Source organism: Pseudomonas sp. BJP69 (assembly GCF_007633355.1).
Classification (GTDB): Bacteria; Pseudomonadota; Gammaproteobacteria; order Pseudomonadales; family Pseudomonadaceae; genus Aquipseudomonas; species Aquipseudomonas juntendi.
Map to the genome: position 1 here is coordinate 1,759,333 of NZ_CP041933.1, position 13,795 is coordinate 1,773,127.

Annotated in this window: 11 protein-coding genes, 1 other RNA gene and 1 pseudogene; 5 read left to right on the forward strand and 8 right to left on the reverse strand. The window is 65.0% G+C overall.

Annotated elements, in window-relative coordinates:
• The first annotated feature begins 57 nt into the window (after positions 1-57).
• Both ligA and ffs read left to right on the forward strand, forming a co-directional pair.
• Complete coding sequence (gene ligA / locus FPB55_RS08235; RefSeq protein ID WP_125855172.1) at positions 58-2,388, forward strand: NAD-dependent DNA ligase LigA; 2,331 nt, start codon at positions 58-60, stop codon at positions 2,386-2,388.
• Between the two features lie 253 nt (positions 2,389-2,641).
• An RNA gene (gene ffs / locus FPB55_RS08240) (signal recognition particle sRNA small type) lies at positions 2,642-2,738 on the forward strand.
• Positions 2,739-2,766: 28 nt separating this feature from the next.
• Here the strand turns inward: ffs and FPB55_RS26510 are convergent.
• Both FPB55_RS26510 and FPB55_RS08250 read right to left on the reverse strand, forming a co-directional pair.
• A pseudogene (locus FPB55_RS26510) lies at positions 2,767-2,925 on the reverse strand (MerR family transcriptional regulator); the annotation flags it as partial.
• Between the two features lie 177 nt (positions 2,926-3,102).
• Entirely contained in the window at positions 3,103-3,870 is a 768-nt protein-coding gene (locus FPB55_RS08250; RefSeq protein WP_301336247.1) for a transporter substrate-binding domain-containing protein, read from the reverse strand.
• Between the two features lie 126 nt (positions 3,871-3,996).
• On the opposite strand from FPB55_RS08250, the gene dnaX reads away from it, so the two are divergent.
• The 3 genes from dnaX (at position 3,997) to recR (ending at position 7,231) form a co-directional block, all read left to right on the forward strand.
• Complete coding sequence (dnaX, locus tag FPB55_RS08255; protein ID WP_144187951.1) at positions 3,997-6,057, forward strand: DNA polymerase III subunit gamma/tau; 2,061 nt, start codon at positions 3,997-3,999, stop codon at positions 6,055-6,057.
• A 64-nt stretch (positions 6,058-6,121) separates the two neighbouring features.
• Positions 6,122-6,457, forward strand: coding sequence for a YbaB/EbfC family nucleoid-associated protein (locus tag FPB55_RS08260; protein ID WP_003254305.1), 336 nt, complete (start codon positions 6,122-6,124; stop codon positions 6,455-6,457).
• 171 nt (positions 6,458-6,628) lie between these two features.
• Positions 6,629-7,231: a recombination mediator RecR gene (gene recR, locus FPB55_RS08265; RefSeq protein WP_009683911.1), complete on the forward strand. Its 603-nt coding sequence runs from the start codon at positions 6,629-6,631 to the stop codon at positions 7,229-7,231.
• 85 nt (positions 7,232-7,316) lie between these two features.
• Here the strand turns inward: recR and FPB55_RS08270 are convergent, their stop codons facing one another.
• The 6 genes from FPB55_RS08270 to FPB55_RS08295 form a co-directional block, all read right to left on the reverse strand.
• Complete coding sequence (locus tag FPB55_RS08270; protein WP_009683910.1) at positions 7,317-7,865, reverse strand: adenine phosphoribosyltransferase; 549 nt, start codon at positions 7,863-7,865, stop codon at positions 7,317-7,319.
• A gap of 55 nt (positions 7,866-7,920) precedes the next feature.
• Positions 7,921-8,655 carry a Crp/Fnr family transcriptional regulator FnrA gene (gene fnrA / locus FPB55_RS08275; protein WP_009683909.1) on the reverse strand — a complete coding sequence of 245 codons (735 nt, stop codon included), beginning with the start codon at positions 8,653-8,655 and terminating at the stop codon, positions 7,921-7,923.
• A gap of 186 nt (positions 8,656-8,841) precedes the next feature.
• A complete protein-coding gene (gene hemN / locus FPB55_RS08280; protein WP_125855261.1) occupies positions 8,842-10,224 on the reverse strand; it encodes an oxygen-independent coproporphyrinogen III oxidase in 1,383 nt (460 codons plus the stop codon).
• Between the two features lie 169 nt (positions 10,225-10,393).
• Positions 10,394-11,077: a sulfite exporter TauE/SafE family protein gene (locus FPB55_RS08285; RefSeq protein ID WP_054881972.1), complete on the reverse strand. Its 684-nt coding sequence runs from the start codon at positions 11,075-11,077 to the stop codon at positions 10,394-10,396.
• Positions 11,070-11,285, reverse strand: coding sequence for a cbb3-type cytochrome oxidase assembly protein CcoS (gene ccoS / locus FPB55_RS08290; RefSeq protein WP_054881973.1), 216 nt, complete (start codon positions 11,283-11,285; stop codon positions 11,070-11,072). The genes FPB55_RS08285 and ccoS overlap by 8 nt, the downstream gene beginning before the upstream one ends.
• A complete protein-coding gene (locus FPB55_RS08295) occupies positions 11,264-13,738 on the reverse strand; it encodes a heavy metal translocating P-type ATPase (RefSeq protein WP_125855260.1) in 2,475 nt (824 codons plus the stop codon). The genes ccoS and FPB55_RS08295 overlap by 22 nt, the downstream gene beginning before the upstream one ends.
• Positions 13,739-13,795: the final 57 nt, after the last annotated feature.

Genomic DNA, 13,795 nt, shown 5'->3' on the forward strand with positions numbered 1-13,795 from the left:
CAGACCCCAGCCGCCACCCCAGGCTGCTCTTTTGCTTTGCAAGAGAAGACAAACCCCATGACCGCCGAAACCCGTATCCACGAACTGCGTGCCGAACTCGACCAGCACAACTACCGCTACTACGTGCTCGACGAGCCCAGTGTGCCCGACGCCGAATACGACCGCCTGTTCAACGAGCTCAAGGCGTTGGAAGCCGAACACCCGCACCTGGTTACCCCCGACTCGCCCACCCAGCGCGTCGGCGGTGCAGCCCTGTCGGCCTTTAGCCAGGTGCGCCATGAAGTGCCCATGCTCAGCCTGGGCAACGCCTTCGAGGAAGCCGACCTGCGTGAGTTCGGCCGCCGTGTGGTGGACGGCCTCGATCAGCCCGGCGCGGTTGACTACAGTTGCGAACCCAAGCTCGATGGCCTGGCCGTTAGCCTGCTGTACCGCGACGGCCTGCTGGTGCAGGGTGCCACGCGCGGCGACGGCACCACTGGCGAAGATATCAGCGCCAACGTACGCACCGTGCGCAACATTCCGCTGAAGTTGCACGGCGAGGGCTGGCCCGCGGTGCTGGAAGTGCGTGGCGAGGTCTACATGAGCAAGGCCGGCTTCGACCGCCTCAATGCAGCCCAGGCCGAAGCCGGCGGCAAGACCTTCGCCAACCCCCGCAACGCGGCTGCCGGTAGCCTGCGCCAGCTCGATTCGAAAATCACGGCCAGCCGCCCGCTGGAGTTCTGCTGCTACGGCGTCGGTCAGCTGTCTGCCAGCATCGGCGACAGCCATATCGCCATCCTTGAACAGCTCAAGGCTTGGGGCCTGCCGATCAGCCGCGAGCTCAAGCATGCGGCAGGGATCGAAGAGTGCCTGGATTACTACCGCGACATCGGCGAGCGGCGCAACAGCCTGCCGTATGAAATCGATGGTGTGGTATTCAAGGTCAACAGCCTGGCCGCCCAGCGTGAGCTGGGCTTCCGCGCCCGTGAACCGCGCTGGGCAATCGCCCACAAGTTCCCGGCCATGGAAGAGCTGACCGAGGTGCTGGACGTCGAGTTCCAGGTCGGCCGTACCGGCGCGGTCACCCCGGTGGCGCGCCTGAAACCGGTCAAGGTGGCGGGCGTGACCGTGTCCAACGCCACCCTGCACAACATGGACGAAATCGCCCGCCTGGGCCTGCGCATTGGCGACACAGTGATCATCCGCCGGGCCGGCGACGTGATCCCGCAGGTGATGCAGGTGGTGCTGGAGCGTCGCCCGGACGATGCCCGCCCGGTTGCCGTGCCAAGCGAGTGCCCGGTGTGTGGCTCGCAAGTCGAGCGCACCCAGCTGGTCAAGCGCAGCAAGGGCAAGGAGACCACCAGCGAAGGGGCGGTGTACCGCTGTGTCGGCCGCCTGGCCTGTGGTGCGCAGCTCAAGCAGGCGATCATTCACTATGTGTCGCGTCGCGCCATGGACATCGACGGGCTTGGCGAAAAAAGCGTCGAGCAGTTGGTGGACGAAGGCCTGATCGGCTCGCCGGCTGACCTGTACAAGCTGCAGTTCGAGCAGGTGGTCGGCCTGGAAGGCTTCGCCGAGGTGTCCACCCGCAAACTGCTGGATGCCATCGAAGCCAGCAAGCGGCCGAGCCTGGCGCGTTTCATCTATGCGCTGGGCATACCGGATGTGGGTGAGGAGACGGCCAAGGTTCTGGCCCGTTCGCTGGGCAGCCTGGCGCGCGTGCAGCAGGCCTTGCCGCAGGTGCTGACGTATCTGCCGGACATTGGCCTTGAGGTCGCCTACGAGATTCACAACTTCTTCGAAGACGAACACAACCAGAAGGTTATCCAGCAGTTGCTCGATAGCGGCATGCACCTGCAGGACGAAGGCGAGTTGGCCGCCGAATTCGCGGCCAGCACCAGCTTGGCCGGCATGATCGCCAAGCTCGACATCGCTTCGGTAGGCCCAACCGGTGCCGAGAAACTGGTAGCCAAGCTCGGCAGCCTGGACAAGATCATCGCTGCCGACGGCATCGACCTGCGCCAGGCACTGGCGGCCAAGCAGGCGGACGCGGTGCGTGAATTCTTCAAGGATGAGGCCAACCAGAAACTGGCGCGCGCGATCGAGGCGCAGTTGCTGGCGTTCGGCATGCACTGGACCAGCGAGAAGAAAGTCGCCGAGGGTTTGCCGCTGGCCGGCCAGACCTGGGTGCTGACCGGTACCCTGGAGCGCATGAGCCGCGATGTGGCCAAGGACAAGCTGGAAAGCCTTGGCGCCAAGGTGGCCGGTTCGGTGTCTGGCAAGACCCAGTGCGTGGTCGCAGGGCCGGGGGCTGGATCGAAGCTGGCTAAGGCCAGCGAGCTGGGCGTGAAGGTGCTGGACGAAGAGGCCTTCGTCGCGTTCCTGGCCGAGCAGGGCATCACTATTTGAGTGCCTGCGCGCGCCACTTGTGGGAGCGGGCGTGCCCGCGAACACCGGCAAAGCCGGTGCCATCCATCGCGTAGCTTGCTTCGCGGGCACGCCCGCTCCCACAGGCCTCGCGCCAGTCTTGCCTGCAGCGCCACCCCAACCCAGACAAGTCATTGAGAAATGATGACTTTTTCTGCTCCCAGAGGTTGTATCTGCCCCCAAGACCGGTACAATGGCGCCACTCGCTGCTCAGCGAGGCATGTTGTGGTGGCCCTATCGGTCCCCCCGCATTGATTACCCGTTAACCTGGTCAGGCCCGGAAGGGAGCAGCCATAGCGGGAACATCGAGTGCCGGGGTGTGGCTGGTGGGGCCGCCTCCATTTCCGGGGTCGGAAAACCTCAATCTGCTGCGAACGCCTTCTTTCTGTCCTGCTTCTCGCCCAATGCTCCCACCGCCGACAGCTTCATCAGTCGCCGGAATTTAAGGCAGGCCAGGTGATCTCCCTCAGGGCACTGCGCCGCATGTCGCAAGCCTTTGCTCTCCGCCTCTAGGCGCCTACCCATGTCACAGGCAGCACGCGAGCTCGAATCGGTCGCAATACCCTGTGGGAGCGGGCGTGCCCGCGAAACAGGCGACGCGGTATAGGCACCAGCTTCACCGTTGATCGCCGGCAAGCCAGCGGCCACAGGGAGCGTGCTGGCTTGCAGCCTCTGTACATCACCAGCGCTTCTGTTTCACGGGCGAGCGACAGATGGGTTGTCGCTACGGCCCATCCCTGCGTATCGCTGTAGGATCCGCTCGATTTCCCCCGTCTGTTTCAGCCGCACCAAGGCCCGCAGCAGCCCTTGTGTGGGTATCGCCGGGTCGTTGCGCACCATGCACCCCAGGTCCTGCTCCTCCAGCACTGCCAGCACTTGCAGTTGCCGAGCTGCCGGCTGCCCCTGGTTGAACCACTGCAGCGACAACTCGTTGCTCACTGCATGGCGATAGCGGTGGGCTTGCAGTTTCTGCAGGACCAGCAGCTGGCTGCGGCTGTCTTCGCGGCTCAGTCGGCCTTGGTCCAGCAGGGGTTGCAAGGTTGGATAGGTGTACCCCAGCACTGTACCGATGGCCTGGGGCGGCAGTTGCTCTGCTGCGACCGGGTTGCTGTCGCCAAGGCGCCCCACCAGCACGTCGCGCTGGTGGAACAGCGGGATGCTCCAGACAAAGTCCCCCGGGCGGTCATTGAACCACTGCGTGCTGACGTAGCAGCGCACATCAATGTCACCGCTGTTCATGGCCTCCTGCAAGCGCAGCCTGGCCATCACGTGGTACTGCGGGCGGACCCCTGCTTCCCTGGCCAGCGCCTGTACAAGGTCATAGACCAGGCCCTCGACCGGCTGGTCATCTTCAATCCGCACCAGCGGCATGCTCCAGCTTTCAGCCACGGAAAAACGCAGCACCGGCTGTTCTGCCACGCTCTGGGTAGCCCAGACCAACAGCAAGGCCAGCAGTTTTCGCAAAAGCATCTCCTCCCTGGACAACAGGCGCCCGATTCATAGCTTAGACGAGCTGCGCAGGGTGCAATTTTGCCCCCGCTCCGCTAGCATTAGCGATCTTCCGCTCGATCAGGCTACGATGGTTTTTCGATGAGTTATCAGGTTCTTGCACGTAAATGGCGTCCGCGCTCGTTCCGCGAAATGGTCGGCCAGACCCATGTGCTCAAGGCCTTGATCAATGCCTTGGACAACCAACGCCTGCACCATGCCTACCTGTTCACGGGTACTCGTGGCGTGGGCAAGACTACCATTGCCCGTATCATCGCCAAATGCCTGAACTGCGAGACGGGCATCACCTCCACGCCCTGCGGCACCTGTTCGGTATGCCGGGAGATCGACGAGGGCCGCTTCGTCGACCTGATCGAAATCGACGCCGCCAGCCGTACCAAGGTCGAAGACACCCGCGAACTGCTCGATAACGTGCAGTACGCGCCCAGCCGTGGGCGCTTCAAGGTCTACCTGATCGACGAAGTGCACATGCTCTCGACGCACTCGTTCAATGCCTTGCTCAAGACCCTGGAAGAGCCGCCACCGTACGTCAAGTTCATCCTGGCCACCACCGACCCGCAGAAGCTGCCGGCCACCATCCTGTCGCGTTGCCTGCAGTTCTCGCTGAAGAACATGAGCCCAGAGCGGGTGGTCGAGCACCTCAGCCATGTGCTTGCTGCGGAGAACGTCCCGTTCGAGGCAGATGCCCTGTGGCTGTTGGGCCGTGCCGCCGACGGCTCCATGCGTGACGCCATGAGCCTGACCGACCAGGCCATTGCATTCGGCGAAGGCAAGGTGCTGGCCGCCGATGTGCGGGCCATGCTCGGTAGCCTCGACCACGGGCAGGTCTATGGGGTGCTGCAGGCGCTGCTCGAGGGCGATGCCCGGGCCCTGCTGGAGGCCGTGCGCAACCTGGCCGAGCAAGGGCCGGACTGGGCTGGCGTGCTGGCGGAAATGCTCAACGTGCTGCACCGTGTAGCCATCGCCCAGGCGCTGCCCGAGGCCGTGGACAACGGCCAGGGCGACCGTGACCGGGTGCTGGCGCTGGCCCAGGCATTACCGGCCGAGGATGTGCAGTTCTATTACCAGATGGGCCTGATCGGTCGGCGTGACCTGCCGCTGGCGCCGGACCCGCGTGGTGGCTTCGAGATGGTCTTGTTGCGAATGCTCGCCTTCCGCCCGGCCGACACCGACGATGCGCCGAAACCGGTGCTAAAGCCAGTGGGGATCAGCCAGGCCACAGCTGATCCTGCAAACCCGGTGGCAGCCCCTGCGCCTGCCGTGCCGCCACCCGCCGCCGAGCCTGCGCCCGCTGCACCCGCGCCGCTGGTAGTGCCGCCGCCAGCCACGGTGGACCATGAGCCCGAGCTGCCCGCAGACGCCGAGCTAAGGGCCGAAGTCGAGGCCATTTCGGTGCCTGAGCCCGTCGCCGAGGTGGTCGACCTGCCGTGGGAGGACCCAGCCCCGACCAGCGCGCCTGTCGCAGAGCCTGTTGCCGAGCCCGCGTCAGCCCCGCGGCCGACCCCGCAGGCGGCGCCTATGGCCGCGCCTGCCGTGCATGACGAGCCGCCTTTCGACCCGTCTGCCTACGCCGCCGTTGGCATGGACCGGGACGACGAGCCGCCGCTGGACGAAGACTACTACGGCGGCGAAAGCGATCCGGTTGGCTTCAGCTACCTCGACGAGTTAGCCGAACACGTTCAGGAAGAAGCCCCTGCGCCCGCGCCTGCTCCGTTGCCAGCCGCCAAGCCGGCCACCGGTCTGGCCCTGCAATGGCTGGAATTATTCCCACAGTTGCCTGTCTCCGGTATGACAGGCAACATCGCAGCAAACTGTACGCTGATTGCCGCCGATGGCGACGACTGGCTGCTGCACCTGGACCCAGGCCAAGGTGCGCTGTTCAACACGACCCAGCAGCGGCGCCTGAACGAGGCGCTCAACCAGCATCTGGGGCGCACGCTGAACCTGCGCATCGAACTGGTCCTGCCCGAGCAGGAAACCCCGGCCCAGGCCGCCGCGCGCAAGCGGGCCGAGCGTCAGCAGGGCGCCGTCGCCTCGATCGAGCAGGATCCATTGATCCAGCAGATGATCAAGTTGTTCGGTGCCAAGGTGCGGCAGGATACTATTGAGCCTGTAGAAGCCCTGGCCAACCAGGGCCAGTAACGGATAACCCTGCGGCCGGCCCGGCGCCGGGCCGCATCAAATGACCCAATCGAGGTATACCCCCATGATGAAAGGTGGCATGGCCGGCCTGATGAAGCAGGCCCAGCAGATGCAGGAAAAAATGCAGAAAATGCAGGAAGAGCTGGCCAACGCCGAAGTCACCGGCCAGTCTGGTGGCGGCCTGGTGAGCGTGGTGATGACCGGTCGTCACGACGTCAAGCGCGTCAGCATCGACCAGAGCCTGATGTCGACCGATGAAGATGACAAGGAAGTACTGGAAGACCTGATCGCCGCTGCGTTGAACGATGCAGTGCGCAAGGTGGAGCAGAGCAGCCAGGAAAAAATGGGCGGCATGACCGCCGGCATGCAGCTGCCGCCGGGCTTCAAAATGCCGTTCTAAGGCATGCGCCCTCGAAAACCGCCGCTGACACCAGCGGCGGTTTTTTTGTGCGTACTCGCAGCCGCCGCGGTCATTATTCTTGACCCAGCGCGCTCCCACCCGGAGGCTGATTTGACGCCACTGCCCCCGCTGGGTATAAACCGCCCCTTATTGAATTGTCAGGCCTTCCCCATGAGCTTCAGCCCCCTTATCCGCCAATTGATCGACGGCCTGCGCATCTTGCCAGGTGTAGGCCAGAAAACCGCCCAGCGCATGGCCCTGCAACTGCTCGAGCGTGACCGTAGCGGGGGGCTGCGCCTGGCCCAGGCTTTGACCCAGGCCATGGAAGGGGTAGGGCATTGCCGGCAGTGCCGCACCTTGACCGAGCAGGACCTGTGCCCACAGTGTGCTGACCCGCGGCGTGACGACACCCAGCTGTGTGTGGTCGAGGGGCCGACCGATGTGTATGCGGTCGAGCAGGCCGGCTACCGCGGCCGTTACTTCGTGCTCAAAGGCCACCTGTCGCCACTGGACGGCCTGGGGCCGGAGGCCATCGGCATTCCGCAACTGATGGCGCGGATCGAAGAGCAGGGTACCTTCACCGAGGTGATCCTGGCGACCAACCCGACCGTGGAAGGCGAGGCGACGGCGCATTACATCGCGCAACTGCTCAATGAAAAAGGCCTGGTGGCCTCGCGCATCGCCCATGGTGTACCCCTGGGCGGGGAGCTCGAACTGGTGGATGGCGGAACACTGGCCCATGCCTTTGCCGGGCGACGGCCGATTTCGCTCTGAAGCTGCAAGCTTCAAGCTGCAAGCTACAAGCAACAGCAAAAGCAGATCGGCTTTTGCTTGTAGCTTGCGACTTGCGACTTGCAACTCAATACTCGCTGAGGGAAAACTCGGTCAGGCAGAAGGTCGGCACCCCGGCCGCCTGCAGCCGGCGCGAACCGTCCAGTTCGGGTAGGTCGATGATCGCGGCGGCCTCGAACACCTGCGCACCGGTGCGGCGCACCAGGTTGGCCGCTGCCAGCAAGGTCCCGCCCGTGGCGATCAAGTCATCGAAAATCAACACCGAATCGCCTTCGCACAGGCTGTCGGCGTGCACCTCTAGGAAGGCCTCGCCGTACTCGGTCTGGTAACCCTCGCTCAGCACGTCGGCTGGCAGCTTGCCTTGCTTGCGGAACAGGATCAGTGGCTTGTTCAACTGGTGGGCGATGATCGAACCAATCAGGAAACCCCGCGCGTCCATGGCGCCAATGTGGCTGAACTCAGCCTCGACATAGCGCTCGATGAACTGGTCGGCCACATAGCGCAGCCCGCGCGGCGACTGGAACAGCGGGGTGATGTCACGGAAGATCACGCCGGGCTTGGGGAAGTCCACCACCGGGCGGATCAGGGCTTTGAGGTCGAAGGCGTCGCTGTGCATTGTTGCGGGTATCCTGGGAAAACGAATGCCCAAGTATACCCGCTAAATACCGGCCTCAGGCCTCCATTGCACCACCGGCCAGCGCACACAGCTGGATCGGGTCGAGGATGTGCACTTCCTTGCCTTCGGCGCGCAGCAGGCCGTTCTGCTGGAAGCGGGTGAACACCCGTGACACGGTTTCCACTGCCAGGCCCAGGTAGTTGCCGATTTCGTTGCGCGACATGCTCAGGCGGAACTGGTTGGCCGAATAGCCGCGGGCGCGGAAGCGCGCCGACAGGTTCACCAGGAACGTGGCAATGCGCTCGTCGGCGGTTTTTTTCGACAGCAGCAGCATCATTTGCTGGTCATCGCGGATTTCACGGCTCATTACCCGCATCAGCTGGCGGCGCAGTTGCGGGAGCTGGACCGACAGTTCGTCGAGGCGCTCGAAGGGGATTTCGCACACCGAGGTGGTTTCCTGAGCTTGCGCCGACACCGGGTAGGCTTCGGTGTCCATGCCCGACAGGCCGACCAGTTCGCTGGGCAGGTGGAAACCGGTGATCTGTTCTTCGCCGCTGTCGCTGAGGCTGAAGGTTTTCAGGGCGCCGGAACGTACCGCGTAGACCGAGCCAAAATTGTCACCCTGGCGGAACAGAAACTCGCCTTTTTTCAGCGGACGCCCGCGTTTGACGATTTCATCCAGTGCATCCATGTCTTCCAGGTTGAGTGAAAGAGGCAGGCACAGGGGGGCCAGGCTGCAATCCTTGCAATGGGCCTGGTTGTGAGGGCGCAGTTTGACTGGCTCGGACATTTGGATCGATCCTTGTGGGAAAGCACACATAAGTCGTAAGGGTAACCTACGACACAGGGTGTAGGCCAGTGTGCGCATCGATGCTGCGCGCTGGCAAAACCCCGGCAGATGCCCTGCCGGGAGTCCTCGTTCGCCCATAGTGTGCCCGGCAAGGTGGCGTGTCCATGCGGTTGAACGTCTCGCTTTTCAGATAACCCGGGAGAAACGCTGGCGGTTCTGCATCGCCAGGTAGGCATCGAACACCATGCATACCGAACGCGCCAGCAGGCGCCCGGCCGGGAGAATGCGAATGCCCTTGTCGTCCAGGCTGATCAGGCCGTCGCGCTGCAGGGTCAGCAGCTCTGGCCAGAGATGGTCGAAGTAACCGCGGAAATCGATGGTGAACGCTTGCTCGATGGGTTCGTAATCCAGCTGGAAATGGCAGATCAGTTGCTGGATGACCGCCCGGCGGATGCGGTCGTCATGGTTGCACAGCAGGCCGCGCTGGGTCGCCAGCTGAGCGTTGGTCAGGCTGTCCTGGTAGGTGTTGAGGTCACTGCTGTTCTGGCAGTACAAGTCGCCGATCTGGCTGATGGCCGACACGCCCAGGCCGATGAGGTCGCAGTGCCCGTGGGTGGTATAGCCCTGGAAATTGCGCTGCAGGGTGCCTTCTTCCTGGGCGATGGCCAGCTCGTCGTCGGGCAGGGCGAAATGGTCCATGCCGATGTAGCGGTAGCCAGCGGCGGTCAACTGCTCGATGGTGGCGTGCAGCATCTCCAGCTTGGCGGCCGCGCTGGGCAGGTCGCTGCTGTCGATACGCCGTTGCGGCATGAAGCGTTCGGGCAGGTGGGCGTAGTTGAACACCGACAAGCGGTCGGGCTGCAGGCGGATCACCTCTTCGACGGTGCGGGCGAAGCCTTGCGGGGTTTGCTTGGGCAGGCCGTAGATCAGGTCGAGGTTGATCGAGCGGAATTGCAAGGTGCGCGCCGCCTCGATCAGGGTGCGGGTCTGCTCCAGGCTTTGCAGGCGGTTGATCGCGCGCTGCACGGCGGGGTCGAGGTCTTGCACGCCGAGGCTGACGCGGTTGAAACCTAGTTCACGCAGCAGGCCCATGGTCGACCAGTCGGCTTCGCGCGGGTCGATCTCGATGCCGTAGTCGCCGGAGTCATCGTCCAGCAACTGGAAGTGCTGGCGCAGGGTAGTCATCAGCTGGCGCAGTTCCACATGGCTGAGGAAGGTCGGGGTGCCGCCGCCGAAATGCAGCTGTTCCACCCGCTGTTTTGGTGCCAGGTGGCAGGCGATCAGCTGAATCTCCTGCTCCAGGCGCTGCAGGTACGGCGCGGCGCGGGCGCGGTCCTTGGTGATGACTTTGTTGCAGGCGCAGTAGTAGCAGATGTTGGCGCAGAACGGCACATGCACATACAGCGACAGCGGGCGTATCGCCCGGCGGCTTTCGCGCAGGGCGTGGAGCAGGTCGAAGGAACCCACCTCGCTGTGCAGTTGCACGGCGGTCGGGTAGGAGGTGTAGCGTGGCCCGGCAAGATCGTAGCGGCGGATCAGGTCGGTATCCCAACGAATGTCGTCGAGCATGTGGGCGGTCCCCGGAAAGAGCAGCAGTGAACCGGAGTCTATGGGCGTCTGTAGGAATCTGTGTTGATTTGTATCAAGGGCATCGGGGGCTGCTTTGCAGCCCTTCGCGGGCTTGCCCGCTCCCACAGGGGTACGCGCGAGCCCGCGAATGGCCGCAAAGCGGCCCCCATCAATGCCCCATCAGCCAATGCTGGTGCGGCCCGGGCATGGTCCAGATACCAAACAGCATCACCAGCACCCCGCCAGCCACCCGCACACTGCGCCGTTTCAACAAAGTGTTTACCCGCTCTGCCGCCAAGCCGGTCGCCAGCAGCACCGGCCAGGTGCCCACCCCGAACGCCAGCATCAACGCCGCGCTGTAGCCGGCATGGCCCTGGCTGGCCGCCCATAACAACGTGCTGTACACCAACCCGCATGGCAACCACCCCCACAAGGCCCCCAGCAGCAACGCACGGGGCAGGCTGGACACCGGCAGCAAGCGTGACGCCAGCGGCTGGATATGCCGCCACACGCCGCGGCCTAGCACCTCGATACGCGTCAGCCCGCTCCACCAGCCGGCCAGGTACAGGCCCATGGCAATCAACAGCAAGGCGGCCAGGACCCGCAGGGCCAGGGCGGCCGGGCTGCTGGCCACGGCCCAGCCGGCCAGGCCCAGCAGCAACCCGGCGCAGGCATAGCTGAAGATGCGCCCCAGGTTGTACGCCAGCAGCAGGCGCAGGCGCCTGCCGCGTTGTTCAGGGGGGATGGCCAAGGTCAGCGCACCCATCAGGCCGCCGCACATGCCCAGGCAGTGGCCGCCGCCGAGCAAGCCGAGCACCAGCGCCGAGCCCAGCAGGGGAAGCAGGTCAGGCACGGGGTGGCAAGTCCTTGTCGGCGTTGCCCGGCGTGTCGTCGGGTTTGACCGCCGCCTGGTGACGAGGGTCCTGGTCGTCGAACAGGATGCTGTGCGCCGGGCCGTCGAGGTCGTCGTACTGGCCGCTGTCCACGGCCCAGAAGAAGATGTACACGGCCACGCCGACCAGCAGCAGGGCTGCGGGGATCATGACATAGAGGGCGGGCATGGCGTACTCCTGGCGGGTTGCGCGGCATCCATCGCGGGCAGCCCGGCGCTGGCTGGCAAGCGGGTCAGGCGCAGGGCATTGAGCACCACGATCAGTGAGCTCACCGACATGCCGACAGCCGCCCACACCGGGGTGACCCAGCCGAGGGCGGCGAACGGCAACATCAGGCCATTATACAGGGTTGCCCACAGCAGGTTCTCGAGGATGTTGCGGCGGGTGCGGCGCGCCAGTTCCAGCGCCTGCACCAGCGCGCTCAGGCGGTTGGACAGCAGCACCGCGTCGGCGCAGGTCTTGGCCAGGTCGGTGGCGCTGCCCATGGCGATGCTGATGTCCGCGGCGGCCAGCACCGGCACATCGTTGACCCCGTCGCCCAGCATCAGCACCTTGCGCCCTTCGGCCTGCAAGGCTTTGAGGCGCTCCAGTTTGTCGTCCGGGCGCAGGCCGCCAACGGCGTGGTCGATGCCCAGTTGCGCGGCGACTTCCGCGACCATCGGCGAACTGTCGCCAGACAGCAGCAGGGTGCGCCAGCCCCGCGCTTTGCAGGCAGCCAGCAGGGCCGGTGCATCATCGCGCAAGCGGTCGTCCAGGCCGAACCAGGCCAATGGCCCCTGGCGGTCGCCCAGCAGCAGCCACTGGCCGCGAGGCTCGGGCACCGCAGGTACTTGCGCGCCGCTCAAGGCGCAGACGAAGCTGGCCTGGCCAATGCGCAGGCGCTGGCCATCGACCAGCCCTTCCAGGCCCACGCCGGGCACAGTCTGCACCTCTTCAGCAGCTGTGGCCGCGCGCCCGAACGCGCGGGCGATGGGGTGCTCCGAGCGGTTCTCCAATGCCGCCGCCAGCGCCAGGCAACGGTCCGCGGGGTGGCTGCCGAGTGGGCGAATGCTGCGCAAGGTCAGCCTGCCTTCGGTCAGCGTGCCGGTCTTGTCAAAAATCACCGTATCGATCTGGTTCAGGCCTTCCAGCACATGGCCACGGGTCACCAGCAGGCCAAGTTTATGCAGGGTGCCGGTGGCTGCAGTGAGTGCGGTGGGGGTGGCCAGCGACAGCGCACAAGGGCACGTCGCCACCAGCATGGCCAGCACGATCCAGAACGCCCGGGCCGGCTCCAGGTACCACCACCACAGGCCGATGGCCACTGCGGCCAGCAGCGAGAACAGCAGGAACCCCTGCGAGGCGCGGTCGGCAATTTCTGCCAGGCGTGGTTTTTCCGTCTGCGCGCGCTCCAGCAGGCGGACGATAGCCGACAGCCGCGAGTCGTGGCCCAAGGCCTGGACTTCTATGTTCAGCGTGCTTTCCACGTTCAAGGTGCCGCCGGTGACCCGGTCCCCCACCCGCCGCGGCTGTGGCAAGTATTCACCGGTGAGCAGCGATTCGTCGACGCTGGAGCGGCCTTCGACGACGCGCCCGTCGGCGGGAATCACCGCGCCGGGCAGCACCTGTACGGTGTCGCCGCATTGCAGTTCACTGAGCAGAATGCGCCCGCTGCGGCCTTGGCTGTCCAGGCGCAGGCACGAAGCCGGCAGCAAGTTCACCAGTTGCGCCGTGGCCGCTGCGGTGCGCTCGCGGGCGCGGCGTTCCAGGTAGCGGCCGGTCAACAGGAACAGGGCGAACATGCCCACGGTGTCGAAATACAGCTCGCCGCTGCCGGTGATGGCTGTCCAGATGCCGGCACCGAAGGCCAGGCCAATGGCCAGTGACACCGAAACATCCATGGTCAGGTGGCGGGTGCGCAGGTCGCGGGCGGCGCCTTTGAAGAACGGTGCGCAGCTGTAGAACACGATGGGGATCGTCAGGAACAGCGCCACCCAACGCAGGATGGTGTGCAGATCGGGCGACAGGTCGATGTTGAATTCCGGCCAGGTGGCCATGGTCGCCATCATTGCCTGGAACCACAACAACCCGGCAACGCCCAGGCGCCGCAGGGCACTGCGGTTTTCCCGGGCCAACTGCTCGGCGGCCTGGTCGGGTTGGTAGGGGTGGGCGGCGTAACCGATCTGGCGCAGTTCGGCCAGCAGGCGCGACAGTGGCAGCTGCGAGGCATCCCAGGCAACCAGCAGGCGGTGGTTGGACAGGTTAAGGCGCGCCTCGGCGACGCCGGGCAGGTTGCGCAGGTGTTTTTCGATCAGCCAGCCACACGCTGCACAGCTGATACCTTCGATCAGCAAGGTGGCCTCGGCCAGGTCGCCCAGGTGGTGGACGAAGGTTTGCTGCACGTCACTGCGGTCGTACAGGGCCAGTTCGTCCTGCAACTGCCTGGGCAACGCTTCGGGGTTGGTGCTGTTGTCGCTGCGGTGCTGGTAGTAGTGTTCCAGGCCGCCGGCCACGATCGCCTCGGCCACTGCCTGGCAGCCGGGGCAGCAGAACTCGCGGGGCTCGCCGAGCACCACAGCGGTAAAGCGGCTGCCGGCCGGAACGGGCAGGGCGCAGTGGTAGCAGGGAATGGGTTGGGTCATCACATCATTGCCTTACACATAGCGGCCGGTTGGCGCGCTTCCCTGTAGGAGCGGCCT